Below are 25,936 nucleotides of genomic sequence, written 5' to 3'. Positions count from 1 at the left end.
TATGACCATCGACGTTGCCCGCTACAGGGGCCGGTTTGCGCCATCGCCATCCGGCCCTTTGCATTTCGGCTCCTTAGTGGCCGCGCTTGGCAGTTATCTGCAGGCGAAATCCCATGGCGGCGAATGGCTGCTGCGCATTGAAGACATTGATACCACTCGAGTGCAGCCCGGTGCCGCCGATAGTATTCTGCGGACACTAGAGCAATTTGGCTTGTATTGGGATCAAACCGAAACTTATCAAACACAGCGGCTGGCACGCTATCAGCAGATTTTTGACGATCTTAGACAACAACAACTGATTTATGGTTGTGATTGTAGCCGCGCCCGCATTCAACAGCTGGCAACAGGTTATGACGGCTGTTGCCGTCACCGCCAGTTACAGCAAGAGCCGCTGGCCTGGCGCTTAATTGCGGCAGGCAGCCTTGGGCCTGATCCTGCAAAAATAAACCACACCGGCGCAGTGGCCACTCACTTCATCGATCTGGTGTTTGGTGACATTCAGATCCCGACGGCCATTTGCCGTGAGGATTACAGTATCAAACGCCGTGATGGCTTATTTGCGTATCAGTTGGTGGTGGTGGTGGATGATCTGGATCAGCAGATAGGTCAGGTGATCCGCGGTGCCGATTTAATTGAGATGACCACCCGGCAACAGGCTTTATGTCAGTTACTGGGCCGGCAACCACCGCAATACGGTCATTTACCGCTGGCGGTGACTGCGCCTGGTCATAAGCTCAGCAAACAAAATCACGCCGCCGATATCAGCCAGCAGCCAAGTGCCGACAGCATCTGCGCGGCACTCACCTTACTGGGCCATCCGCCACCGCAATCCTTACGCGGTGCCGGTTGCCAGGAATTACTCAGTTGGGCTTTACAGCACTGGCAACTGGCGCAGGTGCCAAAACAGCGTGAAGTGCCCATCAGCCCGACAGCAGCTTGATAGCATGACGGCATACATTTTCCGCGCATTAACAACCTTTCTGCTGACAGCACTCATCAGCTGTCCACTGGTATTCGCTTAGCGAAAGCATGGTTCGGCTGAGTGCGGCAGCGCACAGCTATCCAGGTTGTCGCACTGCTAGGCTCATGCAGGGTATTTTTGCAGCTAGGGTCCGGCGATGGAGTTTATTGATTATTACCGCGAGCTTGGGGTGGACTCAACTGCGGATGACAAAACGATTAAAACCGCTTATCGCAAGCTCGGGCGCAAGTATCATCCCGATGTCAGTAAACTGGCGGATAGCGCCGAAAAATTTAAACGTGTTGCCCAAGCTTATGCAGTGTTACACAGCGCAGAAAAACGGGCTGAATACGATGCCTTATGCGCAGCGCGCAGTCAGGGTTTTCACAGCCAAGGCCAGACCGGTCATAACAGGCATGCTAAAGGTTTTGCTGCCAACCAACAGACTGCATCCAATCAGGCATTCACCGACTTTTTTCATGCCATTTTTGGTGACTCAGGCTCGCAGCATCGGCAACAACATCAGCAGCAAGCCACTGATGACAATATCAATCATCACAGAGCGGCTGATGTTGAACTCGAATGGCCCCTCATGCTGGAAGACACCTTAGCCGACAGCACCCAGCACATTGAATTTGCGTTACCCGTCGCGGATTCGCTGCGGGCACAACCAGTGCTTAAAAAAGCCCTGAAAGTAAAAATTCCGGCCGGGATGCGTGATGGAGAGCGGCTTCGGCTCAAAGCTCAGGGGGTACCTGCACAAGGCAATATCGCAGCTGGCGATCTGTATTTGACGATCAGGCTACTGCCTCACCCATGGTTTGATCTTGACGCCGACAACCTGCTGCTAACCGTGCCGATCGCGCCCTGGGAAGCGGCATTAGGGAGCAAAATAATGCTGCCGACCCTTGGCGGCAAAATTCAGCTGCAGATCCCAGCCAATAGCCAAGCGGGTCAGCGATTGCGGGTTAAAGGCAAAGGTCTGGTACGGAACAATACCGCCGGAGATTTAATAGCAATGTTAAAAATTGTTATGCCAGCCACCGTGAATGACAGCAGTTTAACGCTGTGGCGCCAACTTGCTGACAGCTCAGGCTTCGACCCACGGCACCAATGGAGTCATCTGTCATGACACTTTTTATCGAAATTCATTCGGCCCATGTTCAACTGAATTTTGCCGAGTTTTGCCGCTGTGCCGATGTCAGCCAACCCACTATGCTGGCGATGGTGCAACATGAGATTGCCATCCCCATCACTGGTGCCGAACCACAACAGTGGCTATTTGAGCAGAGCTGCGTACAAAAAGTGCAAAAAGCAGCGAGGCTTTATCGCGATTTAGACATCGATTGGGCCGATCTTTATCTGGTGCTCAATCTGCTGGAGGAGATAGATCAATTGAAAAATGAAAATAACAGATTAAAACAACAGCTTGAAAGGATTTCACCCGCTTAAAAAGGAGTAAAAAATAACGGAGTCGCTGACAGGCTTACCGACTCACCGCAAGGAATCATCATGCCAATAAAACCAGCAACTCGACCGCTCAAGTGGCTGTTCGCGCTGATCGCTGTGGTGGCAGCCACTTTATATCTGCTGCGAAATGTTATTTTGGGAACGCCTGTCCTAGGTTATGCCGTGATCTCGGGCCCGCTGCAGCAGACTGTGGTGGCCAGTGGCCGGGTGGTTTGGCCGCAACGGGTCGATGTTGCCGCAGAAACAACAGGCCGAGTCAGCAGTATTCCGGTGCGGGAAGGCCAGCAAGTGGCGCAAAACCAACTTTTAATCCAGTTGGAGGATAAAGCCGAACGTGCCAATGTGGTATTGGCGCAGGCATCGGTGGCGCAAGCACAAGCCAGTATTCGCCAGCAACATGAAGTTTCATTACCTGCGGCGCAGGAGGGCTTGATTCAGGCGGCTGCAGATGCCAGCCAAATTCGCCAACAACTGCTGCGAATTCGCCAATTAACCGGGCAGAATTATCTCACTCAAGCCGATTTGGAAACCGCAGTTCGCAATCTGGCCATTGCCGACAGCAAATTAAACTCCGCCAAACGCCAGGTAGCAACCAATCAAACCGATGGCAGTGCCGCAACGCTGGCGCGAACCACCCTTGCCCAGGCACAAGCCAGTTTAAAACTGGCTCAAGTCAGACTGCAACAGGGAGCCATCCGCGCCGTCGCTGCCGGTACTCTGATCAGCCGAAGTGTGGAGCCGGGCGATATTGTGCAACCAGGCAAAATATTAATGGTGCTGGCCGCGCTGGGAGAAACTCAACTGGTGGTGCAAATCGACGAAAAAAATCTGGCAAAACTGGCGATTGGTCAATTGGCCCTGGCTTCGGCAGATGCTTATGCTGAGGAGCGTTTTAGCGCGGAAGTGATTTATATCAATCCTGGGATCAACCCATCACGCGGTTCAGTTGAAATCAAGCTGCGGGTTCTGCAACCACCGCCCTATTTACGCCAGGATATGACGGTGTCCGTGGATATCGCCACCGCCAGCAGCGACCGCGCCTTGCTGATCCCAACAGCCGCGCTGCGTGATCCCAGTGGGCCGACCCCCTGGGTGTTAGTCGTGCGTGATCAGCACACCCAACGTCAAATGGTGAGCCTGGGTTTACGGGGCGATAATATGCTGCAAGTCCTCAGTGGCCTCAGCCCAGGTGAAGCCGTGATTCTGCCATCCGAAACATTCATTCAAGCCGGCCAGCATGTGCGGGTGACGCTGGTGGCACAGCGATGAATCCGCTGTTGCCGTTTGAGTGGATTGTGGCAATCCGTTTTATGCGCCAGGCCCGGCTGCAAACGCTGTTGATTGTGTCAGGGGTTGCACTTGGTGTCTCAGTGATTGTGTTTATTTCGTCCTTGATCAGTGGTTTGCAAGCAAATCTGTTTCGCCGCACGCTGGACTTTCAGGCGCAAATTGTGATGTTGCCACCCAAAGCCGTGGCACATGTGTTGCACTATCCAGACCAAAGGGTTTTGCCTGGCACACAGAGCTACAACGGCAGCAGGTTCGTAGCCAGGCGGATCCAGCCGCGGGCGCAACGGTTACAATCGATTGATCAATGGCAGAAAGTGCGGCGGCAACTTGCACAGATGTCATCTGTCACTGTGGTTGCGCCCGTAGTGGCCGGCTCAGCCTTTGTTGTTCGTGGTGATGCCAGTAATGCTGTCAACATCACCGGGATAGAACCCGAAAATTATTTACGGCTGATTGCACTTGGCAGCAAACTTATTTCGGGTTCCGTTGAGCTGACCGGTACCGAGATCGTTATCGGCGCACAGTTGGCAACAGATCTCGCAGTCTGGACCGGCGATAAGCTGCACTTACAGACAGCCTCAGGGGCGGCAGCGATGTTAACCATTCGCGGTATTTTCGATTTTGGCAGTCGCGGCCAAAATTCGCGTGTAGTCTTTATCGCGCTGCGCACCGCACAAAGCTTGCTGAATTTAGCAGGTGGCGTCACCAGTTTAGAGCTGAATCTACATGAGCCTTTTCAGGCCGAACTGATAGCACAGCAGTTGCAAACTCAAACCGGTTTAGAGGCGCAAAGTTGGATCAGCAGTAACGCCCAGTTTTTCAGTGCGCTGGCGGCGCAGTCGATGTCCAATACCATTATTCGTTTTTTTGTCGGCTTAACGGCGGCGTTAGGAATTGCCAGTGTCTTGCTGGTATCGGTGGTACAAAAAACCAAAGTCATCGGGATTTTGCGCGCCACCGGCACTTCCCGCCGGCAAATTCTGCGATTGTTTTTACTGCAAGGTGCACTGATGGGATTGGCAGGTTCAGTCGCGGGTGCCGGTGTCGGCTGGTTGTTTCTGCAAGCCTGGCGTCGCAGCGCGGTGAATGCCGACGGCACAGCAATGTTTGTGATTGATTTTGACCCGATGTTATTGCTGTATGCAGCAGTAGGCGCGACGTTGGTCGGGATACTGGCGGCACTGTTTCCGGCGCTGCAAGCAGCGCGGCTGGATCCGGCGGTGGCTATCCGTGGCTAACAAAGTGAATCACACTGCAGCCATCACCCTGCAACTGAAAGACATTCACAAGTCTTATCATGTTGCAGCATCGGCTGACACCGAAGTGTTACACGGAGTGGATTTAACCCTGGCTCGTGGTGAGTTTGTTGCACTGATAGGTCCGTCAGGCTCTGGTAAAAGTACCTTGCTCAACCTGATTGGCTTATTAGACAAACCTAGCTCCGGCGAGCTTCAGATCACCGGCATTGCGACCACCCAACTGGACGACACTGCGCTGACCCAATTACGCGCCAGTGCCATCGGCTTTGTGTTTCAATTTCACCATTTACTGGCCGAATTTACTGCTACCGAAAACGTGATGCTGCAGCTATTAGCGGCACAAGGTTACCCCAACCCGGATATGCGCAAACGGGCCGAATTATTAATTGCCCAGGTTGGTTTAACCGAGGTGGCGGATCAGCTGAGCAACGATTTATCAGGCGGCCAACAACAACGTGTTGCCATTGCCCGAGCTTTAATCATGCAACCGGCACTGGTGCTTGCCGATGAACCGACCGGCAATCTGGATACCCAATCGGCCGACACCATTTTTGATTTATTAAGACAAGTGAATGAATCGAGCGGCACCAGCTTTTTAATCGTCACCCATGATCCAAGGCTGGCAAAACGTTGCGATCGGATTATTACCTTAGTGGATGGCTGCATTGCTTCTGATCAGCCATGCAAAAAGCCATAAACTGGCGCTTACGACCATCACCGTCAGCGCTAAATGAGCCAGCTCCGGCGTCTCAAAGCGGAATAATCTGTTCATCAATGGCAAAAATAGCGCCAGTCCAAGCATTAACAGACCACTGAGCAGCACCCACCACAAGGCTGGATTGGGCAAGGTGAAGGCGCGGGACAAGGATAACGCCCCTGCTCTATTCAAAAAAATCAGCCAGATATCACCCACAATCATCGCGCTAAAAGTTAATGCTCTGACCTGGGGTTCTGGCAAGGCAGCCCATTGCGCGGTCAGATAAACCACCAATAGCACCAACAACAGCGCTCCCCCCTGCGTGAACCCCAACAGCAGCAACGCTTTGTTGAAAATTTTTTCATCACTGCCGCGGGGCGGTCTTTGCATCAGATTGGCTTCAGCAGGCTCAGCCTCAAACACAATGGAACAGGTTGGGTCGATCATCAATTCAAAGAACACAATATGCACCGGCAGCAAAATCAATGGCCAGCCCAGCATCACCGGCAACATTGACATGCCAGCAATGGGGATATGCGCCGCTACCACAAACACCACCGCTTTACGGATGTTATCGACAATACGCCGGCCTGATTTCACCGCAGTCACAATGGAGCCGAAGTCGTCATCGAGTAAGACCAGGGCGGCAGATTCGCGCGCGACATCGGTGCCGCGTCCGCCCATCGCGATGCCAATATGGGCAGCTTTCAGGGCTGGAGCATCGTTAACGCCATCGCCGGTCATCGCCACAATATTGCCGTTCTGCTTCAGTGCAGTGACCAATCGCAACTTCTGCTCAGGCTGTAGCCGGCAAAACACATTGGCACTGCTTAATCGTTGTTGCAACTGATGGTCATTCAGCGCTTCAATCTCTGTGCCTGTCACCACACCGCCCTGGGTATCAAGCCCGGCTTGAGTGGCAATGTTGAGTGCGGTGGCCGGATAATCGCCGGTCATCATCATCACCCGAACACCTGCCGTCAGGCATTGTGCAATAGCTGCGCCTGCTGTTGGCCGCAATGGATCAACCAGTGCCACCAGTCCAAGCAGACTAAACGCAAAATCATGCTGGATCTTTGGTAACTCTTGCGGCCGGAATGACGCTTGTGCCACCGCCAGCAGCCGAAATCCCTGCGCAGCCACCTGATCCACCTGTGCAGTCAGCTGTGCGATCTGCGCCGTCGACAGATGGCATAAATCGAAAATGGCTTCTGGCGCGCCTTTTGCTGCTATCACATAATCGGTCAGGTCGGGCGACTGCCAGACACGGGACATGGCCAATAACGCTGGCGACAGTGGATAATCTTCCAGCAATGTCCAGTTCTGATGCAGATGCTCGCTGCCGGCAAGGGCGGTGTTCCCAGCTTGCAGAATGGCTTTTTCCATCGGATCAAAGGGCTCGCGGTGGCTGGATAACATGGCAAATTCAAGGGTTTGGTGAAAAGCTTCCGGCAACGTCGTCTGCATATCCGCAGGCTGCGCCGCAGCATCCGGCCAGATATAGACTTCGTCATGAACAATCAGCTGTGCTACCGCCATACGGTTTTGGGTTAAAGTCCCTGTTTTATCAACGCAAAGCACAGTTGCAGCGCCCAACATTTCAATAGCAGCAATACGCCGTGTCAGCACCTGTTGTTTGGCCATCCGCCAGGCTCCAAGCCCTAGAAAAATCGTCAGGATCAGCGGTAACTCGACCGGTAACAGTGACATCGCCATCGTCAGCCCAGCCAGAATGCCGTTCAGCCAGTCGCCGCGTGACATGCCGTACCAGAGGGTCAGCACCACCACCAGCGCTGTGCTCCAGATCGCCACTATTCTGACTGCGCGGGAGGTTTCCAGTTGCAAATGGCTGGGTTCATCCTCCAGCGTCAATAACGCATGACCAATCCGACCCAGGGTGGTGTTTTCACCTGTGGCCAGCACCACAGCTTTGCCTGAACCTTGCACAACCAAAGAGCCGGCATATAAAAAAGCGCTATCCTCACCACCTGGCGGTCGCATGACCGTAGCTATTTGCTGGCTTGCCACCTTCCTGACCGGGACAGATTCACCACTGAGTAACGATTCATCCATGGTGATATGCTGGCTTGTTACCAGCACCGCATCCGCCGGAACCCGCTCGCCTTCAGCCAGCATAATCACGTCACCGTGTACCACATCAGAGCTCGGAATTTGCTGTGGTTGACCATCCCGCAGTACTAAAGCCCGTGGACTGGACAGATCGCGCAGCGCTTCAAGCGCAGTTTCACTTTTATGCGCCTGAACCAAACTCATTCCCATGATGATCACCACAGATCCCAGCAAAATATAAGCATCCTGCGGGCTGCCAAGCAGCAGGTAGATACCACCGCAACTCAACAACAGGATAAACATCGGCTCTTGCAGGATGGTCCAGCCAATAGCCAGCCAGGAACGCGCTTTGGTCGACGGCAGTAAATTACGCCCCTCCGTGTTCAGACGTTGTTGCGCTTCCAACTGGCTCAAACCTGCAGCGCTATCGATAGGTTTTGTCATTATTATTTACCTCCAGGAACACAAGGGCGATGCATAGTGCAATGGTTCCCGACGGTCGGGTCAGGCCTGTTTTACAGCACGCAGCAGCGATAAATGCTGCGGTATCTAGCGAAGCTTTATCTTCAGGGCCCCGGAGAACAGCATCTGTACGACATCGTACACAGCGCGGTCTTTATCCAGATAGATCCGCTGGCCAACCACAAAACCCGGGCATATTTGCCAACGAAGTTGCAAAATTGGTAAAGCTGGTACGACATCAACCTACATAGCTCCGGGCATCGCGTGCGCCAGCGCACTGAAGCAAGCAAAGCAAGCTGCCAGACTGACGCTGTTCTGTCACCGCAATCAAGCGACGTCACCACAGAGCTGAGGTTTTTATGTCTACATTCAGTGAAAGCGCAAAAAGCAATACTACGCATCCGGCCGAGCATGCCGGTATTAATGAAGCGATTAATAAAGCATCGGACGCAATCCATCCGGCGATCGACCAGTTCAGTGCCAAAGCACACAGCACAGTCGACAGGTTAGCGACCGCCGCTGGCCATGGCGTGGAAAACTTTGATCTCAGAGCGAGTCAACTCAGCGCCAGCGGACAAAAAATGACTGCGGCACTGCGTGAGCAATTGCAGCAACGACCTGCCACAGTGCTTGGGATTGCGGTTGCATCCGGCTTTGTGCTGAGCTGGCTGCTGAAATCCCGCCATCACAAATCAGTGGAATAACATGAACAGCACCACTGAGCCGACAACCACCAGCTCAGCCCCTGTCGCTGGCAAGGGCTTATTGGCAGATGCCAGCGACTGGTTACACTTAGTGCGACAACAATGCCAACAGCAATGTCAGTTGCTGGCGCTGGAAACCCAACTCGCCGCGCAAAGTCTGACGGCCATTTGGCTACTGACCCTGCTGGCCAGTACGGCCGTGCTTGGCAGTTGGTTATTATTACAACTGCTGTGCTGGCAACTGCTGAACTTTTTTGGCTGGTCTGACTGGCAAAGTCTGGCATTGTTACTGGTGTTACAGCTGGCATTGTTACTGTTTTGCCTCAGGGCAATCCGCCGGCAAAGTCAGTATTTACGTTTTCCTGCGACTGTCGCCAGCTTACAGCAACTGGCTGCTGCCCCACCCAACGGGAGTCCACCTGATGTTTAACATGCAGTCCCAACTGCCGGCCCAGATCCGGCAGCAACAGCAACAACTGACGCAGATCCGCTGGCAACGCCGGCAACGCAGCCAGCAACTGCGGGCCGAATGGCAGACGCCGGCATTTTTTCTGCTGGCCGGCACCACTTTGCTGTGGTTGATGCTGCGGCCGCCACTATCGGCTGGCGCGTTATCTCCGCCGAAGGTGCAACCGCAGGTCACAGCCACAGAGCACAGCAGGATAGCGACTAAACCCTGGTGGCCGGCTCTGTTGATGTTATTTAAATTCAGTCAGTTACTATTACTCTTTAGCCCTCAGCCGGTCACAGCAATCACAAAGGCTGAGCAACGAAAGGCTGACTAGCCACTCCAGAGTCCAGCCCTCATTATCCACTGGTCAAATAAAAACCCGCGCTCACCTGATCAGGACAGCGCGGGTCTTTTTTATACTGCCACTTTCATGCTGCAAGCAGCCCTGTTAGTTCAGTTTGCTGCCATAGTAATTATGCACTGTCCGTTCCCAATCCAGATCTTTCATATCTGGCCAATGGCCTTTATCAAAACCTGGTGCCATTTTCAGTTTTTCCAGCGCCACATCCAGCACAAAGCAGCGATTGATGGTATCGAGTTTTAACACATGCCATGGCACAGCAAATAATTTCTCACTCAGGCCAAGATAAGTGCTAAAGGACAACACGGCATAACCAACTTTGCCGTTTTCCACTTCCAGCATAATTTCCTTGATATCACCCAGCGCATCGCCTTGCTGATTGACAACCGCATTACCAATCAGGGTTTCCGCTCCCATCAGGTGCGGTCCTGGTCCTTGCGTCAGCAAAGGCTGGGCAAATTGTGGATTTTTGTACATGCCGTAAATATCGCGATCATGATAATTCATCACAGTTCCTCAATGGTTGAACGGCTCTGGCCACAGCATGGCGACAAGCCTGATGTCGGAGTGACACAACCCAGTCTGCAGTATCCATCTGCACAGATCTGTTCGGCATAACACAAAGCTGTCACTGCCCGCACGCTGACAACCCTGAGTGCGGCAGCGCACTGTTGCTGCAGTTTCTGATCACTACACTGGGCCTGACGACTTAACCGAAAAGGAAATGATCATGTCTAGCCTCAAACTCGTTACTGCCTGTCTGCTTGCGTTTAGTTTATTGCCACAACTGGGTTGCAGTTCAGGTGCACACCGGGAAGGTACAGGTGAGTATATGGATGACTCGGTGCTGACAGCCCGCGTTAAAGCCGCCATTCTTGGCGAGAAATCCCTCAGTGTCGCCGAAATAAATGTAGAGACTTTTAAAGGTGAAGTGCAGCTCAGTGGTTTTGTCAATTCACAACAGGATATCGACACCGCGATGCGGTTGACCCGCGCTATCAGCGGCGTCAGTACCGTCAAAAATGATATGCGGGTGAAATAAACCGCTTGTGGTATTCGCCGTGCTTTGCCAGATAAGGATCCGCCATGCCAGCCCCGATTCCACTCAGCTACCTGCCACCTCAGACCAACAGACTGTTGGCCACCTTAACGCCTGAAGTGCAACAGCAGCTACTGGCGCAATGCCAGCTGGTCAGCTTGCAGTTTGCTGAACAGTTGTGCCTGCCAGAGCAAGCCTATCAGTTTGTCTATTTCCCGCTGACCAGCTTTATTTCATTGCTGGCCAAATTACCCGGCCATCCGCCGCTGGAAATGGCACTGATTGGCTTTGAAGGCATGTTAGGTGCAACCTTGTTACTGCAAAGCCGGCAGGTGCCGCTGCAAGCGATAGTGCAAGGCGCCGGTCTTGCCTGGCAGATGCCGGTGACTGTACTGGAACAACACCTGCAGCAGCCTGAGTTGCAGCCTGGCAGCATCACATCTGGCGGGCCGCTACAGCCGGCCATCCAGCGTTATCTGCTGCAATTGCTGACACAGCAAAGCCAGAATGCCATTTGCGCCCACTTCCATCAGGTCGAGGAACGACTGGCGCGCTGGTTGCTGATGAGTCAGGATCGTTATCAACAGCAGCAACTCTATCTGACCCAGCAATTTCTGGCCGATATGCTGGGCGTGCGGCGCAGCAGTATTACGGTGGCGGCCGGAGATCTGCAACTGCATGGCCTGATCAGCTATCAGCGTGGCCAGTTGCAAATCCTCGATCGTCCAGGTTTATTACAACGCAGTTGTGGCTGTTATTTGCCGTTATTACTGAACTAAGCCGCCAAAATAATGCTATGGTCAACAAATCCGGGCCTTTGTGCGCCAGCGCACACTGTCAGGAATTTTTGTCCTTATACTGGATGTTGTAACGCTGGGTTTACTTCACTGAACATGGACTTTCTGATGACAACTGCGCACCAACCTGAAGCTAATTATTTATTAAGAAAACTTCCCGATGAAGTTAAACAGCGGATTTTCCCGCACCTGGAACTGGTGCCACTGGAACTGGGCCAGGTGATTAGCGAAGCCGGCTCTAAACTGCGTTATGTCTATTTTCCGACCGATTCGATTATTTCATTGTTATATGTGATGGAAAATGGCGCTTCAGCGGAAATTGCTGTAGTTGGCAACGATGGCATGGTCGGAGTCGCCCTCTTTATGGGCGGCGAAAGCACCACCAGTCGGGCTGTGGTGCAAAGCGCAGGCTCTGCCTACCGCTTATTCGGTCAGCGGTTAAAAGATGAATTTAACCGCCATGGCGCCCTGCTGTTTCTGTTGTTACGTTACAGTCAGGTGCTGCTGACCCAGATGGCGCAAACCGCAGTCTGCAACCGGCATCACAGCATTGAACAGCAGTTGTGTCGCTGGTTGTTATTATCCATCGATCGACTGCCACTGGATCATCTGGACATGACCCAGGAGCTGATTGCCAATATGCTGGGCGTCAGGCGCGAAGGCGTCACTGATGCCGCTGGCAAGCTGCAAAAGATGGGGATGATTAATTACAGCCGCGGGCATATTGAAGTCACTAATCGCAGTTTACTGGAAAGCCATTGTTGTGAATGTTACGCCGTGGTGAAACAAGAATCAGAACGATTGATGCCAGATCAGCACATTCAGGCCCGCGACAAAACAGCCCACCCAAGCCCGCCACACAAAACTTTAACGCAGAATTCAGCCGGCAGCAGAACGGCCAGTAAGGTTTAAACTGAGCTGCCATTGGCAAAATGACGCGCCCACAGTGGCGTTGTCCTGTCGCGACGTCAGTCAGGCAGCACATTGCGCTGCTTCGCAGTGCGGGCATCCGCCAATAACGGTGGCGCGCTGTGCGGGCTGAAACTAAAAATAAAACAGCTGCCACCCAATGCCTTAGCCTGATACATGGCTTGATCGGCCGCCGCCGTCAGTGCCGCCATACTGTCACCATCGGCCGGATACAAGGCAATTCCCAGGCTCAGGCTTAGTGTTAACAACTGACCGTCAATTTGCATCGGCTGGGCCACGGCCTGAATAATTTTAGCGGCAATAGCCGCTGCATCCGCCGTCGATGCCAGCACTGGCAACAACAACACAAATTCATCGCCACCATAACGACAGACGGTATCACTGCTGCGGATACTTTGTTGCATCCGCAAACTGACCTGTTTAAGCACTTCATCGCCAGCAGCATGACCCAGGGTATCGTTAATGGCTTTAAAATGGTCTAAATCAATAAATAACACCCCAAGCTGATGACCCAGCCGGTGTGCCTGTTTTAATCCCTGGGTAAACCTATCCTGCAATAACAGCCGGTTCGGTGTATTGGTGAGCTGATCAAACTGACTGCTTTGCTGCAGTTTCAGCAGTTGCTGATGTTCAGTGGCAATTTGCTGCAGCGCCGCCTTCAGCGCCAGTTGCAACGAATCATTTTCCTGCTGTAATTGTTGCTGGCTACGCTGCAGCAAAGGCGCTGCAGACTGCGTTTTTTTTGACTCAACCATCTGCTTGCTTCCTTTGCCGCCATCGGTGCTGAATGACCAGACAGAATGAGCCTCTGTTCGGCCCTGTCCTGGAGTAACTGCTTATTGTAATAAAAACTGGAACAACACCCGCATATTGGCTTTGGCTGCTTCCGAACGCAGATCCGCCGGGCTGACTTCAAAACTGACCGGTGACTGCTCACCATAACCAATAGTCGTCAGGCGGCTGGCGCTGATACCGGCGGATAACAGATACTGCTGCACCGCATTAGCCCGGCGCTCACTGAGTTGCTGGTTATACTGCTCCGAACCGCTGGCGGAGGTATAACCAGCAATTTGCAGCTGTAATTCCGGCTGACTTTTCAGCACTGCAATATGCTGCTGCAAAATGCTTTTAGCACTTTCGGTTAAACTGGACTGGTCAAATTTAAAATGCACATCCGCCAATTCCAGTTGCAGGGCTTTCACCGCCACAGGCTCTTTTGTGACCGGCGCTGGCGGCTCAGTCCTGACAGTGCGCGCCACAGGTTCAGGCGCAGCGCTGACCTGATAATCACTTTGCTGGTTGCCATAATGATAGGCCAGCCCCAGACTGAACAATTTAAAATCCCCTTGCTGGCCCCACAGGTCATCCAGGCGATAATGTTCCAGTTCCAGCCGCATGCTCCAGCTCGGTGTCAGTTGGTAATGCACACCACCGCCAAATTTATATTCCAGAAAATCTTTTTGGCTGGAAAAATCATTCAGATTGAGCGCTGCCGGATAAAATAACGGTGCCCGGACATTGTGATACGCCAGTCCGAGCCGGGCTGACAGTGACCAGGACTCGGTTAAAGGCAGCATCGCCAGTAAATCCAGCAGTGGGCCCTGGCTTTTCAATCGGCCGGCCAGCAGATCCGGGCTGCCGGCCGCAGGTAACTGAGTGCGGGCGCTAAAATCGACCTCGCCCAGATTAAAATAACCGCCTTCCAGCGCCAGATACTGACCCAGCACAGTGCCCAGATACACTTTATAGCCGGTGTCATGGCTGTTAAAATTGACGTCACTGAAAGTAGCGCCCTGCAGAGTCAAGGCATTTTGCAACGGGATCAGCTCAGGTTGTAAATGACTATCTCCGACACTGACCCCAAGATACCAGGGCCGGTCCAGCCAGTCCGCTGGGCCTGCCGCCAGTACTTGACCCTGCCAGCAGCACAAACAACTGAGCGAAAGATACCAACCCGCAGGTTTTAAAAACTTTACAACGACCATGACATACTCCTTCTGTGATCTAATCTGGCGGGCAGCAATGTTCCGCTCACCCTGACGCCTTACGGGGTCGACCCTCTTTGTCCTGTCACACCAGCACACTGGTGGACAGTCACGCCTGCCGCGCCATCTGGTCAGCGCCGGTTTTGCAGTAAATCAATCAGAAATAAAATCAGCGCAAACACCAATAAGGTATGCACCAGATTGCCAATGGCCAACGGCGACAACAGTCCCAGCAGCCACAACACCAACAGTACTATTGCCAGAGTTCTTAACATGGAGATTTTCCTTTTGTACAAGCCCGAAGCCCGACTCAGTTACTGCTGTAAAAACCATCAACCTTACGTTGCCAGGCCGGATCGGCACAGGCTGGCCACAATAAAGGATCAAAGCCGGATAAACGCTGCAATTCGCTGCGCTCGACTTCCACCACAAAATGTTGTTGATCACCCGAACGCACCAGCGCGTGCCATGGCACGGCAAATAATCTGGCCGGGCAACCTAAACTGATTGGGAAGGCTAAGACGGCATAACTGATGCGGCCAGTATGTAAATCCAGCACTATATTGCTCAGCATGCCGATCGTTTCACCATGATGATTCAACAAAGTCTGACCTAATAAAGTACGACATTTCAGTAACAAGCAATCAGTTGGCAGCGGCTGCAGGAATGACCTGACCACAGCGGCATGGGGCTGGGGTGAAGCCGCAGCTGCCACAGGATCTGGATGATGCTTTGACCGAACCGATTTTAACCAGGCTGAATGTGCCATCTGAATCTCCTGTGCTGGCAGATTTTGGGGTCGCGACACCAGGTCGCGGTCTCCTGCTCAACGCCACGTGAAAACGCAACGTTGAGCTTGCCAGTTGAAACTAGCCGTCTGTGTCAGTTGTTTCTGTGCGCTGGCACACGCTGCCAGCACGGCCATGTGCAGCGGCCATCACAAGACCCGCACTCTGTGCGGCAACGCACGGACAAGGCAGTTGAATGTGGGTATTGCTCTGAACTGTGCGGCCAATGAGTCAACTAGCTCCTGGGCCTGGCAACTTTAAGGGAACAAAGTAGCTTGCTCACTTTGTGTCTGATTTTTTTCGCTGGTTTACTCAGGTAACTGTGATGAATTCATCGCCATCTGCCCCCCCACTGCTCAGAGCCGGTTATAACAGTCTGGTGCCATTGCAAGATCAAACCACCTTCACTGCATCACCTCAACTGCCCGCCAGACCTCGACGATTGTCGCGGATCGGCCAATTGCAACAGCGTCAAGCTGCAGCCAGCATCAGGCTGCGCAGTTGGTGGGCCTGGTTATGCAACAGCTTCAGTCGCCATCCGGCCAAACTGGCTCCAGTTGTGATGCAGCCACTGACCACAGCAGCAATTTGCCGCCATGCGCGCCAGCGCACCGACCAACGGCCACAGCAACGCCATACTGGTTTTAAGGTTCAGGCACCTATGCTCTGTTCCATTCAGCCCGAGGTTTCTATGAATAAGTTCTCTGAACAAAATAAAGCCGTGGCAGCCGCATCCAATACAGCGGATAAAAACACAGCGGCCAACAAAACCAATGCACCAGCTAAAAATGCGACAGCGGATAAAAATACTGCGGCCAGCAAAAACACCGCAGCAGCAGATAAAAACCTGCACAGTACCCAGCCAGTCGGTGCCAAAAAAGATGCTTTTAACGGTAAATGGCCAAGCCAGATCCAGGCGGCCAAAGCCACCTGGGAGAAACTCAGTGAAAAAGAACTGATTACCTCAGCTGGCAATGAAGTGAATTTGACGGAACTGGTGCAGCAGCGGTATTCGCTGAGCCACGATGCTGCCAGCAAACAGGTAAAAACCTTTATTAATCAGTGTCATTGCTGAACCCGCAGCTGAAGTAGTGCAGTGCAGGTAACAGCTGCGCTGCACACTGCACCCAGGGCCGGTTGTCGATTGTTGCCGGCTTTTCTCTGTCCTTTCTGGAGTCACATCATGCAAACCAGCTATCGCAAGTTTTTTTTCGCCTCGGCAATTTTATTGTCGATGACCCCGGGCCAGGCTGCTCTGGCGGCAGATCAGGCCACCAACGCGCTGGATGATGCGCGGCAGGAAAGCCAGATCTGGACCAGCTATGCGCTGAATCCTTATCTGCGCGCCAATGATTTAAAAGTCTCAGTGCAAAACGGCAAAGCCATCCTTAAAGGCAAAGTCGATGAAAAAATCAGCAAAGAACTGGCCAGTGAAATTGCGCTTGGTGTGGCGGGCATTACCGACGTCGATAATCAGATTGTGGTCGAAGCCAATTATTTACCTAAAGCCGGCGGCGATGGTTTCGGCGCTAAAATTGATGACGCCAGTATTTCTGCCGCCATTCGCTCAAAATTACAGTGGAATAAAGATGTAGACTCAGTCGGCACCACGGTCAGCACCAAATCTGGTCGGGTGACACTGACCGGCAATGCCGACACACAAGCGGCTAAGGATATTGCCAACCGGTTAGCACTGAACACCAGAGGCGTGATTTCAGTGAATAATCAACTGAAAATACGCAGCAACCCACTGAGCGACGCAGAAAAAGCCAGTCAGCAAAAAGCAATGGCAGGCCATAACATTTCCGACAGCTGGATCACCACCAAAGTGAAATCGAGTTTTATGTATTCGAGCAATATCACCGGTGCCGATATTGATGTCAGCACCAATAACGGCATTGTCACACTGACCGGTAAAGTTGGTAGTGGCACTGAACAATCGTTGGCGATTGAAACGGCACAGAATATTCGTGGCGTCAAAAGTGTGGTTTCCAAAGCACTGGTATTTTAACTCGCAGGAACGCGGCCTGGCCGCGCTCCCCCTACCGCACTGCATCAACCTGAGTGTTTTTGCTCAGCCAACTGCGGTTTCGCAGCAAGCACCGGCCTGAAAACCGGCTAAGGAATAACCCATGAAAACTTCACCAGGATCCGGGCTGAATCGCCTGTTATCCGCTGTTGCCGTCTTTGTGCTGCTGCCGCTTGGCGCCTGCAGCTCAGCGCCGCCAGTGCCAACGGCCAGTCTGGAACGGGCCGAACGCACTATTGCCAGAGCCGAACAAGGCCGCGTGATCCAGTTTGCGCCGGCAGAACTGACGCAAGCCCGGCTGAAATTACAACAGGCGCGTAGTGCGGTCCGGCAAAAAGAGATGGTGCAGGCCGAACGGCTGGCCTATCAGGCCAGTCTGGATGCCGAACTGGCGATAGCCCGGGCGGATTTAGTCCAGGCCAACACCGCCAACGATGAGATGAAAGAAAACATCAGCATCCTGCAGCAGGAAATGCTGCGCAATCAACAAGGGGTTCAACCATGAACAGCGGCCTACTTTCTCTGCGTCCGGCCATACTAAGCCTACTGGTCATGGCGACTCTCAGTGCCTGCAGTTCGGCACCGCAATCACCCCCTGGCCTGGCTGGCGTGCGTGATCAACTGAACAAATTACAGGCCAGCGGCGAACTGGCGGTTTTGGCGCCCGTGGCGATTAAACAAGCAGAACAGGCGGTATTGTTAGCTGAACAACCGCAGCGTGATGCCGCTTTATCCCAGCATCTGGTTCTCGTGGCCGATCGGCAGGTGAATATCGCCTGGGCACTGGCCCAAAGCCGGCAAGCCCAGGATCAACAGCAACTGCTGCTCAAAGCCAGAGATGAAGCCAGACTCAGCTCCCGCACCCGTGAAGCCGACATGGCACATCAGGATGCCAGTCAGGCCAGGCAACAGGCCGAACTGGCGCGCAGTGATGCCAATATGGCGCGGGCCGAAACACAAAGCGCCGAACAGCAAGCGGCAGAACTACAGGCGCAAATCAATTTACTTAATGCCAAAGCCACAGAACGGGGTTGGGTGGTGACACTGGGCGATGTGTTGTTTGATACCGGCAAAGCCAACCTGAAAAGCAGCACCAGCCAGCATTTAACCAACCTGGCACAATTTCTCAGCAAGTATCCGGGCCGGGGCGCCTTGATTGAAGGTCATACCGATAATGTCGGTGCTGAAGATTACAACCAGGGATTGTCACAACGACGGGCCGACAGCGTGCGTAATTTCCTGCAAAATCAAGGAATAGCCTCAAGCCGTCTCAGTAGTTCCGGTAAAGGTGAAGTGCAGCCGATTGCCGGCAATGATTCAGCCAGTGGTCGCCAGCAAAACCGCCGGGTCGAAGTCATTATTACGGAACCAGCCATAGCCGCCCGCTGATTAATCAGCCAAGCTGCCGTTGTGACTTGTCAGAGCGGCAGCGGCCATGGCGGCACATTTTTATTCCAAGCAGAAGGATTTTCACATGAATATGCAAGCACAAGTTTCCTCAGATTGCCGTGCTCAAAGTCGAACTGGCCCTGCACTGGCTAACCGAACATTGGCCCTGTTGTTATTGCTGAGCGCTGTGGCGGGTTGTCAGGACCCGGCTCCAGTGATGCAGTCCGCAGAAGCGGCCCCAGTTGCCGAACAGCCAGCCAAAACCGCAGCCATTCCGGTACAACAATTGCCAACCGGCCTGAGTGATGCAGAACTTAGTGCCAAAGTTCAGACCGTGCTGCAGCAAAATATGACGCTCAGTCCCTTTAATATTCAGGTGCAAAGCCAGTTGGGCAATGTCACTCTGAGCGGGGTGCTGGATAATCAGCAGCAAATTGAACTGGCATTGAGTCTGACGCGGGAAACCGACGAAGTGGCCTCGGTGCAAAATGCGCTGACACTGAGGCAAAACGAGCAATAACAGTCACTACGACCGTACTCCGGCGGACACTGGCCTGTGGCTGGGTCCGCCGTTGTTTAATCACAGTGTTTAGGCTGCGTGAAGTACTAAACTAACGAGGACTATGGTCTGCTAATATTGCAGCTTTTTTATCAGAACGTGCATTAAATATCCGATTGATCAAATCCAGCGCAGGTCCGGTCATGCAAGTGGTAGCAAGAGCCATAATGACCATCATCGTGAAGATCTCCGCCGACAAAATGCCCAGATCATAACCAATATTCAACACCACTAATTCCATCAAACCCCGGGTATTCATTAAAGCCCCAATCGACAGGCTATCTTGCCAGGACTGCCCGACACATTTGGCAGCTATGGCACTGCCAGCGAATTTGCCAAGTACAGCCACAAAAATAATAACACCCGTGATCAACCATAAATGCGGTTCATCCAGCAGGCCGATTTGAGTTCTGAGCCCGGTAAAAACAAAAAACAGCGGTAATAGTAAGACCAGGGCAACATCTTCCACTTTGTCGATAAAAATGCGTCTGAACTGAGGTGCATCCGGCATGATAGTGCCCACCAGAAAGGCGCCAAACAGGGCGTGGATACCGATAATTTCTGCAGTATAGGCCGACAGGATCAGCACCAGAAAAAACACCGCCACCACTGGTTTACCAACTTTTTCATTGCTTGAATAACGTGTACTAATGCTTTGCAATAAAGGCCGCACCAACTTAAACATAAAAGCGACATAAGCAATCGCAAAAGCGATGGTATAAAGGCCATTCATAAAAGTGCCTGCTTTTACAAAAGCGATCAGCGCCGCCAGAATACACCAGGCCGTGACATCATCGGCAGCAGCGCAGGTAAGGACAATAGTACCGAGTTTAGTGTTGTTGATCCCCCGCTCCTGGACTATTCTGGCCAGCACCGGAAACGCCGTGATACTCATCGCTATTCCACAGAACAGCGCAAAAACAGCAAAAGAAACATTTTCTGGCGCAAACTCCTGATACAGGAAATATGCCAAGCCGACGCCCAAAGTAAAAGGAATAAAAATGCTGGCATGACTGATGACCATAGCATCATAGGCTTTATCCTTCAGTGTTTTGATGTTGACTTCCATCCCAACAATAAACATGAACAAAATCAGTCCTATCTGACTTAAGAACTGAAGATTTGTTAAAGATTGCTGCGGGAACAACGCCGCAGAAAATTCAGGAAAGTGCATGCCAAAAAAAGAGGGACCGAGTAGCACTCCGGCGAGCATTTCACCGATCACTACCGGTTGTTTTATTTTGCTGCAAAGCCAACCGAAAACCCTGGCGGCAATGATGATCGTGGCGATTTGGGCCAGTAGTAATGCCAGTGGATGCTGAAAGTTATGCCCCAGCGCATTGATAAAGCCAAGCCAGGCTGAATTGTCCGCCACTATGTTGCTGCCGCCTGCCGATTCCAGATGCCTGGTTCCAAGCAGAATAATCCAGTACATCAGGGCAAGCAGCGCTCCGGTAAACGTCAGGTAAGAAATATTTTGCTTGAATCTTGTCATATTAATCTCGGCAATGGCTCTGGATACAGCGACAACGCGGTAGCTGGTAATAGCTTGGCGCTTATTGTATACAGATTTGCCAGCTAAGTTACAAAAAGTCAGCAGAGCGCTCGCTAAAACTGGCGACTATAACGAACAGTCAAGGCATAGAATCAGGTCATCGTTGCCCTACGGCAAGTATACGTTGGACTCGATGCGTAACGCTCAATGAAAGGCGGCAGCGCAACAAGAGGAGCCAGCCGACCAAATGAATTAATCACACAAAGCGGCTTGCCGCTGGGTAGATGCCCTCTTACACCAGGCAACCTTGCCGACAAAACGGAATAAGCCGGAGAATCTCTGGTGATTTCATTCATTTTTTCACCAGTCTGCGGTAAGATAGCGACGTTTTTTTTCGCCGGGCAGCCCATCCGTTATTGCTGCCGACCTTGTGTACAGGAGAGCCATCATTATTTCCCGAGTGTTAGATTTTTGTCGTCGCAAATTTGGTCGCAAAATTACCAAGCAAGACCTTGCGCCGCAGACCGGATCCGAGCTGGACTCCGGCACCGTCAATAGCGCTGCAACGGGCGCTGCGCATCAGCCACAGGCCGGCTTTGAGCAGGCACCGCGCCAGCACAGCAAACAGTTTCATGATGATGCCACCAGGCGCCGGCCCCGCACTGAGCGCTCCCCCACCAGTCGTAAAGGCCCGAAGTTAAACCCGGATCATCAATCGACAGTGTTACCCCCACTGCGGGTGCTGACCCGTGATCAACATGGGGTATCGCGTAAAGATATCAGTCCCAGTGCGCTGAAAGTATTGTACCGGCTCAATGATGCCGGTTATGAAGCTTATCTGGTGGGCGGTTGTATCCGCGATTTATTGCTCGGCCAGCAGCCAAAAGACTTTGATGTGGTCACTAATGCCCATCCGGATCAAGTGCGGCAAGTATTTAAAAACTGCCGCCTGATCGGCCGCCGTTTCCGCTTGGCCCATGTGGTGTTTGGCCGCGAAATTATTGAAGTTGCGACCTTTCGCGGTCACCACAGTGGCGGCGAAGAGGATGAAAATATTCCGACCGGCGTGCGCAGTGATGATGGCCAAATTTTACGGGATAACGTCTACGGTACTATTGAAGAAGACGCTGAGCGGCGCGATTTCACTATCAATGCGCTGTATTATTCCGTCAACGATTTTGCTATTTACGATTTTGCCAATGGCGTCGCCGCCATCGAAAACCATTGTATTGAACTGATTGGCGACCCAGAAACCCGTTACCGGGAAGATCCGGTGCGGATGCTCAGAGCCATCCGTTTTGCCACTAAGCTGAATATGGATATAGCCCCAGCCACCGCCGCCCCAATCCCGGAGCTGGCAGTGCTGTTGAAAAATATTCCGGCACCGCGGCTGTTTGACGAAAGTCTGAAGTTACTGATGGCGGGCAAAGCCTTTGATAACTTTGTGATGCTGCGCGACTTTGGCATTATCAAACAATTGCTGCCGCAACTGCATAAAGTGTTAAAGCAAGACAGTGAAGGCAAAGCCTTTTCGATGATTGCCAGCGCGCTGCAAAATACCGATGAACGGGTGGCGCAGGATAAACCTGTCACGCCAGCCTTTATTTACGCCGCGCTGCTGTGGTATCCGGTCGAACTGCGGATGCAGACGCTATTGGTGGAAAGTGGCCTGAACGATATTGATGCGCTGAATATTGCCATGACTGAAGTACTGGACGATGTGCAACGGGTCATTGCCATTCCGAAGCGTTTTACCATGAGTATCCGCGATATCTGGGCCTTGCAGACCCGGCTGCCAAAACGGGCCGGTCGCCGAGCCTTTAAATTGCTGGAATTACCAAAATTCCGCGGCGCTTTTGATTTTCTGCAACAACGGGCTGCCGCTGAAGGTGGCGCTTTGACTGAACTGGCACTCTGGTGGCAACGCTTCCAGTTGGCTGATGAAGCGGGTCGTGAAGCCTTAGTGGCCGCGCTGGGCCGTGAAGGCGTCGACAGTAAACCAAAACGGCGGCGTAAACCGCCAGCCAGACGCCGGCCACCAGCCGCAGCGGAATAACCAGCCATGACCTTATGTTATCTCGGGCTCGGTGCCAATCTGGCCGAGCCATTGCAGCAATTACAGCAGGCGGTGCTGGCGTTGTCGCAACTGCCGGGCTGTCGTTTAGTGGCGGTTTCGTCTTTTTATGGTTCTAAGCCAATGGGCCCGCAGGATCAGCCGGATTATGTCAATGCCGTGGCCGCGCTGGAAACCAGCTGCAGTGCCGGGCAGTTGCTGGATCTGTTACAGCAGATTGAGCTCAGTCAAGGCCGCCAGCGCAAAGCTGAACGCTGGGGCGCCCGCAGTCTGGATCTGGATATCTTGTTGTTTGGTGATCAGGTCATCAACAGCCCTCGGCTGACAGTGCCGCACTATGGCATGAAAGTACGGGAGTTTGTGTTGTACCCGCTGGCCGAAATTGCGCCAGCGCTGCAACTGCCGGATGGCAGCAGCCTGGCGGAGCTGCTCACTCAGGTGCCGCGCAATGGCCTGACAGTGCTGGCTGCCAGTCAGTTGCCGGTCGGATATTAACGGCTGGCCGCGTACCCCTGGCAAAATAGTTGCTCTCAGGCGTCAGATATGTAATCTTGCGCGCTTAAAACCAATGGTCGGATGAGGACTTTATGGCAAAAATTACCACCTCGCAATTGCTGAAATTAAAGCAACAAGGCGAGAAAATTACCGCGCTGACTGCTTATGATGCCAGCTTTGCCAAGCTGTTCGCCGATGCCGGTGTGGAAGTATTTTTAATTGGCGACTCGCTGGGTATGGTGTTACAGGGTCATAGTGATACCCTGCCTGTCACCACTGCCGAAATTGCTTATCACACCCGTTGTGTTCGCGCAGGCGCGCCGCAGGCTTTTGTCATTGCCGATATGCCCTTTATGAGTTACGCCACTACAGAGCAAGCCTTTAGCAATGCCACCCCGCTGATGCAGGCCGGAGCCAATATGGTGAAACTCGAAGGCGGTGAGTTTTTATTGCCCACCATCAAAGCGCTGACCGAACGTGGCGTGCCAGTGTGCGGACACCTCGGCTTAACGCCGCAATCGGTGCATCTGTTTGGTGGTTTTAAAGTACAGGGCCGCGACAGCGCCGCTGCTGAGCATATTCTGGCGCAGGCAGTGGCCCTGGAACAGGCCGGGGCGCAGTTGCTGGTGGTCGAATGTATTCCGTCAAGCCTGGCCAAACGCATCAGCGACACCTTAACCATTCCGGTGATTGGCATTGGCGCTGGCGCCGATACTGATGGTCAAATTCTGGTGATGCATGATTTACTCGGCATCAGCACCGGTTATATTCCAAAGTTTTCGAAAAACTTTTTACAGGAAACCGGCGATATCAAAAGAGCGATTAGCAAATATATCACCGATGTGAAACAAGGTTCTTTTCCGGGGCCAGAACATAGTTTTAACTAAGCCAGCAGAGTGTCCGCTGCCGCTATTTATAAGCTGCGGTGACTGGCAAGCTGATGCCAGCACCGGCTTGCCAGAGGTTTTGTATGCAAATCATCACTGAATTATCTGAACTGCGTGCCACAGTGGCAGCCTGGCGGCTGGCCGGTCTGAAAGTGGCCTTTGTACCGACTATGGGCAACCTTCATGCCGGTCATTTTAAACTGGTGACTAAAGCGCGCGAACATGCCGATAAAGTCATTGTCAGTATTTTTGTCAATCCAATGCAATTTGGCCCGACCGAAGATTTAGCCAAATATCCGCGCACCCTGGCCGATGATTGCGCTGGCTTAACCGCCCATCAGGCCGATGCGGTGTTTACCCCAAGCGCCGAACTGATGTATCCGCATGGACTGGCACAACAAACCGCGGTGGAAGTACCCGCCATTGGCGATCAGCATTGTGGTGCCAGCCGGCCCGGCCATTTCCGTGGTGTGGCGACAGTGGTGAGCAAACTGTTTAATCTGGTGCAACCGGATGTGGCGCTGTTTGGCAAAAAAGACTACCAGCAACTGGCGGTGATCCGACGTTTTACTGCCGATTTATCCTTTGCAGTCGAGATTATCGGCGTCGACACCGAACGGGCGGCCGACGGTCTGGCGCTCAGTTCCCGCAATGGCTATTTAACCGCCGCCGAACGGCAACTGGCGCCGATGATTTACCAGCAACTGGGCTGGCTGCAACAGCAAATTGCGCAGGGTTTCAGCGATTTCCGCCTGCTGGAACAACAAGCGGCCGCCAGCTTGCAACAAGCCGGCTTCCGGCCGGATTATATCCATATTTGTGAGCGGCAACAGCTGAAGCTAGCCGACAGCAACAGCACACCGCTGGTGATCCTGCTTGCCGCCTGGCTGGGCAATACCCGGCTGATTGATAATCTGGAAGTGTAGCAGCCTTGAGGTTTTGCATGGATGCCAGCACATTGGCTGGCATTCTGCTATTGATCGCCAGCTGATGTAGCTGCTGACGGGATTAAAAACTGCTGCCGTAAGTCAGTCACATTGAGTGGACCAAACACGGGTGAATCGGCATGGATCGCATAAAGCCCGACATGTCTAATTTGTTCGATGCGGATGGGGCCGAAGTTTCTGGAATCGCTACTATCATTTGGGTTATCACCTAACACAAAATACTCTCCGGCAGCCAGCCGGAACAGTTGCTGATTGACTTCGCAAGCATGAGTAGGCTGGTATCGTACTGGCTGCCAGTTATTTTTCAGGCTAAAAAGGTAGTTGTTGATATAAACAACGCCATGACACACATGAACCCGATCACCCGGCACCCCATGAATACGTTTGCGCAGTAATTTTTCGTTATTTTGCTGATCAACAAAACTAACCATATCACCCCTGCCAAATTTCAGTGCTTCTGTTCGGGCAAGCACCACATCCTGTGGTTGAATCGATGGATAATTGGACAAGCTCTCGGCACCAGAAAAAACATAACCCGGCAGGAACAAAATCACACAGTACTGCAGCAGCAAACCGGGCAACAGCGCCACAATCGCCAGCCAAACCCTAAAGCGGCGCCAGACCAGCACTGTAGTGCCAAGGGCTAAAGCCATACCGCCCCACGACCACAGATTCGACAATTGCGGTTGCTCAACCATTTTAAAGCCAATAAAAACACCCCAGTACAACAAATGCACCAGCGCTAATGACCATAGAAATTTCACTGCTTTTTCCCAGTTAAGTTTTAAAAGGCAAAC

General features: G+C 52.7%; 29 protein-coding genes. 21 read left to right on the top strand and 8 right to left on the bottom strand.

Features of this window, described 5'->3' with window-relative positions:
* Position 1: 1 nt before the first annotated feature.
* The 6 genes from gluQRS to AC53GJ_RS05140 all read left to right on the top strand — a co-directional run bounded on the left by gluQRS (position 2) and on the right by AC53GJ_RS05140 (position 5,677).
* Positions 2–940: a tRNA glutamyl-Q(34) synthetase GluQRS gene (gluQRS, locus tag AC53GJ_RS05165; protein ID WP_496731468.1), complete on the top strand. Its 939-nt coding sequence runs from the start codon at positions 2–4 to the stop codon at positions 938–940.
* Between the two features lie 178 nt (positions 941–1,118).
* Positions 1,119–2,093, top strand: a complete 975-nt coding sequence (locus tag AC53GJ_RS05160) for a DnaJ C-terminal domain-containing protein (RefSeq protein WP_496731467.1) — start codon at positions 1,119–1,121, stop codon at positions 2,091–2,093.
* Positions 2,090–2,413, top strand: a complete 324-nt coding sequence (locus tag AC53GJ_RS05155) for a chaperone modulator CbpM (protein ID WP_496731466.1) — start codon at positions 2,090–2,092, stop codon at positions 2,411–2,413. The genes AC53GJ_RS05160 and AC53GJ_RS05155 overlap by 4 nt, the downstream gene beginning before the upstream one ends.
* A 60-nt stretch (positions 2,414–2,473) precedes the next feature.
* Positions 2,474–3,700, top strand: a complete 1,227-nt coding sequence (locus tag AC53GJ_RS05150; RefSeq protein ID WP_496731465.1) for an efflux RND transporter periplasmic adaptor subunit — start codon at positions 2,474–2,476, stop codon at positions 3,698–3,700.
* Positions 3,697–4,959, top strand: a complete 1,263-nt coding sequence (locus tag AC53GJ_RS05145) for an ABC transporter permease (protein ID WP_496731464.1) — start codon at positions 3,697–3,699, stop codon at positions 4,957–4,959. The genes AC53GJ_RS05150 and AC53GJ_RS05145 overlap by 4 nt, the downstream gene beginning before the upstream one ends.
* On the top strand, positions 4,952–5,677 hold the full coding sequence (locus tag AC53GJ_RS05140; RefSeq protein ID WP_496731463.1) for an ABC transporter ATP-binding protein: 726 nt from the start codon (positions 4,952–4,954) through the stop codon (positions 5,675–5,677). Before AC53GJ_RS05145 ends, AC53GJ_RS05140 begins: the two co-directional genes overlap by 8 nt.
* Here AC53GJ_RS05140 and AC53GJ_RS05135 read toward each other — a convergent pair.
* Positions 5,630–8,191: a cation-translocating P-type ATPase gene (locus AC53GJ_RS05135; protein WP_496731462.1), complete on the bottom strand. Its 2,562-nt coding sequence runs from the start codon at positions 8,189–8,191 to the stop codon at positions 5,630–5,632. The two genes, AC53GJ_RS05140 and AC53GJ_RS05135, sit on opposite strands and share 48 nt — an antisense overlap.
* A 377-nt stretch (positions 8,192–8,568) precedes the next feature.
* Between AC53GJ_RS05135 and AC53GJ_RS05130 the strand changes: the two genes are divergently transcribed.
* The 3 genes from AC53GJ_RS05130 to AC53GJ_RS05120 are packed head-to-tail and all read left to right on the top strand — an operon-like array spanning position 8,569 to position 9,698.
* Positions 8,569–8,913 carry a hypothetical protein gene (locus AC53GJ_RS05130; protein WP_496731461.1) on the top strand — a complete coding sequence of 115 codons (345 nt, stop codon included), beginning with the start codon at positions 8,569–8,571 and terminating at the stop codon, positions 8,911–8,913.
* A gap of 1 nt (position 8,914) precedes the next feature.
* A complete protein-coding gene (locus tag AC53GJ_RS05125) occupies positions 8,915–9,343 on the top strand; it encodes a hypothetical protein (RefSeq protein ID WP_496731460.1) in 429 nt (142 codons plus the stop codon).
* A complete protein-coding gene (locus AC53GJ_RS05120) occupies positions 9,336–9,698 on the top strand; it encodes a hypothetical protein (RefSeq protein WP_496731459.1) in 363 nt (120 codons plus the stop codon). Before AC53GJ_RS05125 ends, AC53GJ_RS05120 begins: the two co-directional genes overlap by 8 nt.
* Positions 9,699–9,812: 114 nt before the next feature.
* Here the strand turns inward: AC53GJ_RS05120 and AC53GJ_RS05115 are convergent, their stop codons facing one another.
* Positions 9,813–10,232, bottom strand: a complete 420-nt coding sequence (locus tag AC53GJ_RS05115; RefSeq protein WP_496731458.1) for a PRC-barrel domain-containing protein — start codon at positions 10,230–10,232, stop codon at positions 9,813–9,815.
* A gap of 223 nt (positions 10,233–10,455) precedes the next feature.
* Between AC53GJ_RS05115 and AC53GJ_RS05110 the strand changes: the two genes are divergently transcribed.
* The 3 genes from AC53GJ_RS05110 (at position 10,456) to AC53GJ_RS05100 (ending at position 12,473) form a co-directional block, all read left to right on the top strand.
* Positions 10,456–10,767: a BON domain-containing protein gene (locus tag AC53GJ_RS05110; protein WP_496731457.1), complete on the top strand. Its 312-nt coding sequence runs from the start codon at positions 10,456–10,458 to the stop codon at positions 10,765–10,767.
* A gap of 44 nt (positions 10,768–10,811) precedes the next feature.
* Positions 10,812–11,543, top strand: a complete 732-nt coding sequence (locus AC53GJ_RS05105; protein ID WP_496731456.1) for a Crp/Fnr family transcriptional regulator — start codon at positions 10,812–10,814, stop codon at positions 11,541–11,543.
* A 126-nt stretch (positions 11,544–11,669) separates the two neighbouring features.
* Positions 11,670–12,473 (top strand): Crp/Fnr family transcriptional regulator, encoded by an 804-nt coding sequence (locus tag AC53GJ_RS05100; RefSeq protein ID WP_496731455.1) that lies wholly within the window; start codon positions 11,670–11,672, stop codon positions 12,471–12,473.
* Between the two features lie 56 nt (positions 12,474–12,529).
* Here the strand turns inward: AC53GJ_RS05100 and AC53GJ_RS05095 are convergent, their stop codons facing one another.
* The 4 genes from AC53GJ_RS05095 to AC53GJ_RS05080 all read right to left on the bottom strand — a co-directional run bounded on the left by AC53GJ_RS05095 (position 12,530) and on the right by AC53GJ_RS05080 (position 15,245).
* Positions 12,530–13,246: a diguanylate cyclase domain-containing protein gene (locus AC53GJ_RS05095; protein WP_496731454.1), complete on the bottom strand. Its 717-nt coding sequence runs from the start codon at positions 13,244–13,246 to the stop codon at positions 12,530–12,532.
* 81 nt (positions 13,247–13,327) lie between these two features.
* A complete protein-coding gene (locus tag AC53GJ_RS05090) occupies positions 13,328–14,476 on the bottom strand; it encodes an OmpA family protein (protein WP_496731453.1) in 1,149 nt (382 codons plus the stop codon).
* 131 nt (positions 14,477–14,607) lie between these two features.
* A complete protein-coding gene (locus AC53GJ_RS05085) occupies positions 14,608–14,751 on the bottom strand; it encodes a lmo0937 family membrane protein (protein WP_496731452.1) in 144 nt (47 codons plus the stop codon).
* Between the two features lie 35 nt (positions 14,752–14,786).
* Positions 14,787–15,245 (bottom strand): PRC-barrel domain-containing protein, encoded by a 459-nt coding sequence (locus AC53GJ_RS05080; protein ID WP_496731451.1) that lies wholly within the window; start codon positions 15,243–15,245, stop codon positions 14,787–14,789.
* Positions 15,246–15,589: 344 nt separating this feature from the next.
* Here AC53GJ_RS05080 and AC53GJ_RS05075 point away from each other — a divergent pair, with 344 nt between their 5' ends.
* The 5 genes from AC53GJ_RS05075 (at position 15,590) to AC53GJ_RS05055 (ending at position 19,202) form a co-directional block, all read left to right on the top strand.
* Positions 15,590–16,339: a CsbD family protein gene (locus AC53GJ_RS05075; RefSeq protein ID WP_496731450.1), complete on the top strand. Its 750-nt coding sequence runs from the start codon at positions 15,590–15,592 to the stop codon at positions 16,337–16,339.
* A 108-nt stretch (positions 16,340–16,447) separates the two neighbouring features.
* Positions 16,448–17,275 (top strand): BON domain-containing protein, encoded by an 828-nt coding sequence (locus AC53GJ_RS05070; RefSeq protein ID WP_496731449.1) that lies wholly within the window; start codon positions 16,448–16,450, stop codon positions 17,273–17,275.
* A 121-nt stretch (positions 17,276–17,396) separates the two neighbouring features.
* On the top strand, positions 17,397–17,798 hold the full coding sequence (locus AC53GJ_RS05065; protein ID WP_496731448.1) for a DUF4398 domain-containing protein: 402 nt from the start codon (positions 17,397–17,399) through the stop codon (positions 17,796–17,798).
* A 47-nt stretch (positions 17,799–17,845) separates the two neighbouring features.
* The gene (locus tag AC53GJ_RS05060) at positions 17,846–18,682 is read left to right on the top strand and encodes an OmpA family protein (protein WP_496731447.1); all 837 of its coding nucleotides are present in this window, start codon (positions 17,846–17,848) and stop codon (positions 18,680–18,682) included.
* A gap of 85 nt (positions 18,683–18,767) precedes the next feature.
* A complete protein-coding gene (locus AC53GJ_RS05055; protein WP_496731446.1) occupies positions 18,768–19,202 on the top strand; it encodes a BON domain-containing protein in 435 nt (144 codons plus the stop codon).
* Positions 19,203–19,293: 91 nt separating this feature from the next.
* Here the strand turns inward: AC53GJ_RS05055 and AC53GJ_RS05050 are convergent, their stop codons facing one another.
* Positions 19,294–20,736: a cation:proton antiporter domain-containing protein gene (locus AC53GJ_RS05050; protein ID WP_496731445.1), complete on the bottom strand. Its 1,443-nt coding sequence runs from the start codon at positions 20,734–20,736 to the stop codon at positions 19,294–19,296.
* 430 nt (positions 20,737–21,166) lie between these two features.
* Here AC53GJ_RS05050 and pcnB point away from each other — a divergent pair, with 430 nt between their 5' ends.
* The 4 genes from pcnB to panC all read left to right on the top strand — a co-directional run bounded on the left by pcnB (position 21,167) and on the right by panC (position 25,118).
* Positions 21,167–22,792 carry a polynucleotide adenylyltransferase PcnB gene (pcnB, locus tag AC53GJ_RS05045; protein ID WP_496731444.1) on the top strand — a complete coding sequence of 542 codons (1,626 nt, stop codon included), beginning with the start codon at positions 21,167–21,169 and terminating at the stop codon, positions 22,790–22,792.
* Positions 22,793–22,798: 6 nt separating this feature from the next.
* Entirely contained in the window at positions 22,799–23,305 is a 507-nt protein-coding gene (folK, locus tag AC53GJ_RS05040; protein WP_496731443.1) for a 2-amino-4-hydroxy-6-hydroxymethyldihydropteridine diphosphokinase, read from the top strand.
* A 92-nt stretch (positions 23,306–23,397) separates the two neighbouring features.
* The gene (panB, locus tag AC53GJ_RS05035; RefSeq protein ID WP_496731442.1) at positions 23,398–24,192 is read left to right on the top strand and encodes a 3-methyl-2-oxobutanoate hydroxymethyltransferase; all 795 of its coding nucleotides are present in this window, start codon (positions 23,398–23,400) and stop codon (positions 24,190–24,192) included.
* Positions 24,193–24,275: 83 nt separating this feature from the next.
* Entirely contained in the window at positions 24,276–25,118 is an 843-nt protein-coding gene (panC, locus tag AC53GJ_RS05030) for a pantoate--beta-alanine ligase (protein WP_496731441.1), read from the top strand.
* 47 nt (positions 25,119–25,165) lie between these two features.
* Here panC and lepB read toward each other — a convergent pair whose 3' ends face one another.
* Positions 25,166–25,903 carry a signal peptidase I gene (gene lepB, locus AC53GJ_RS05025; RefSeq protein ID WP_496731440.1) on the bottom strand — a complete coding sequence of 246 codons (738 nt, stop codon included), beginning with the start codon at positions 25,901–25,903 and terminating at the stop codon, positions 25,166–25,168.
* Positions 25,904–25,936 lie beyond the last annotated feature (33 nt).

The organism is Rheinheimera sp. B2H12 (assembly GCF_059620065.1).
This window is presented reverse-complemented; position numbering and strand designations above follow the sequence as displayed.

Coding starts and splice junctions, on each gene's coding strand:
- gluQRS (WP_496731468.1), top strand. CDS start 2: ATGACCATCGACGTTGCCCGCTACAGGGGCCGGTTTGCGCCATCGCCA.
- AC53GJ_RS05160 (WP_496731467.1), top strand. CDS start 1,119: ATGGAGTTTATTGATTATTACCGCGAGCTTGGGGTGGACTCAACTGCG.
- AC53GJ_RS05155 (WP_496731466.1), top strand. CDS start 2,090: ATGACACTTTTTATCGAAATTCATTCGGCCCATGTTCAACTGAATTTT.
- AC53GJ_RS05150 (WP_496731465.1), top strand. CDS start 2,474: ATGCCAATAAAACCAGCAACTCGACCGCTCAAGTGGCTGTTCGCGCTG.
- AC53GJ_RS05145 (WP_496731464.1), top strand. CDS start 3,697: ATGAATCCGCTGTTGCCGTTTGAGTGGATTGTGGCAATCCGTTTTATG.
- AC53GJ_RS05135 (WP_496731462.1), bottom strand. CDS start 8,191: ATGACAAAACCTATCGATAGCGCTGCAGGTTTGAGCCAGTTGGAAGCG.
- AC53GJ_RS05130 (WP_496731461.1), top strand. CDS start 8,569: ATGTCTACATTCAGTGAAAGCGCAAAAAGCAATACTACGCATCCGGCC.
- AC53GJ_RS05125 (WP_496731460.1), top strand. CDS start 8,915: ATGAACAGCACCACTGAGCCGACAACCACCAGCTCAGCCCCTGTCGCT.
- AC53GJ_RS05120 (WP_496731459.1), top strand. CDS start 9,336: ATGTTTAACATGCAGTCCCAACTGCCGGCCCAGATCCGGCAGCAACAG.
- AC53GJ_RS05115 (WP_496731458.1), bottom strand. CDS start 10,232: ATGAATTATCATGATCGCGATATTTACGGCATGTACAAAAATCCACAA.
- AC53GJ_RS05110 (WP_496731457.1), top strand. CDS start 10,456: ATGTCTAGCCTCAAACTCGTTACTGCCTGTCTGCTTGCGTTTAGTTTA.
- AC53GJ_RS05105 (WP_496731456.1), top strand. CDS start 10,812: ATGCCAGCCCCGATTCCACTCAGCTACCTGCCACCTCAGACCAACAGA.
- AC53GJ_RS05100 (WP_496731455.1), top strand. CDS start 11,670: ATGACAACTGCGCACCAACCTGAAGCTAATTATTTATTAAGAAAACTT.
- AC53GJ_RS05095 (WP_496731454.1), bottom strand. CDS start 13,246: ATGGTTGAGTCAAAAAAAACGCAGTCTGCAGCGCCTTTGCTGCAGCGT.
- AC53GJ_RS05090 (WP_496731453.1), bottom strand. CDS start 14,476: ATGGTCGTTGTAAAGTTTTTAAAACCTGCGGGTTGGTATCTTTCGCTC.
- AC53GJ_RS05085 (WP_496731452.1), bottom strand. CDS start 14,751: ATGTTAAGAACTCTGGCAATAGTACTGTTGGTGTTGTGGCTGCTGGGA.
- AC53GJ_RS05080 (WP_496731451.1), bottom strand. CDS start 15,245: ATGGCACATTCAGCCTGGTTAAAATCGGTTCGGTCAAAGCATCATCCA.
- AC53GJ_RS05075 (WP_496731450.1), top strand. CDS start 15,590: ATGAATTCATCGCCATCTGCCCCCCCACTGCTCAGAGCCGGTTATAAC.
- AC53GJ_RS05070 (WP_496731449.1), top strand. CDS start 16,448: ATGCAAACCAGCTATCGCAAGTTTTTTTTCGCCTCGGCAATTTTATTG.
- AC53GJ_RS05065 (WP_496731448.1), top strand. CDS start 17,397: ATGAAAACTTCACCAGGATCCGGGCTGAATCGCCTGTTATCCGCTGTT.
- AC53GJ_RS05060 (WP_496731447.1), top strand. CDS start 17,846: ATGGCGACTCTCAGTGCCTGCAGTTCGGCACCGCAATCACCCCCTGGC.
- AC53GJ_RS05055 (WP_496731446.1), top strand. CDS start 18,768: ATGAATATGCAAGCACAAGTTTCCTCAGATTGCCGTGCTCAAAGTCGA.
- AC53GJ_RS05050 (WP_496731445.1), bottom strand. CDS start 20,736: ATGACAAGATTCAAGCAAAATATTTCTTACCTGACGTTTACCGGAGCG.
- folK (WP_496731443.1), top strand. CDS start 22,799: ATGACCTTATGTTATCTCGGGCTCGGTGCCAATCTGGCCGAGCCATTG.
- panB (WP_496731442.1), top strand. CDS start 23,398: ATGGCAAAAATTACCACCTCGCAATTGCTGAAATTAAAGCAACAAGGC.
- panC (WP_496731441.1), top strand. CDS start 24,276: ATGCAAATCATCACTGAATTATCTGAACTGCGTGCCACAGTGGCAGCC.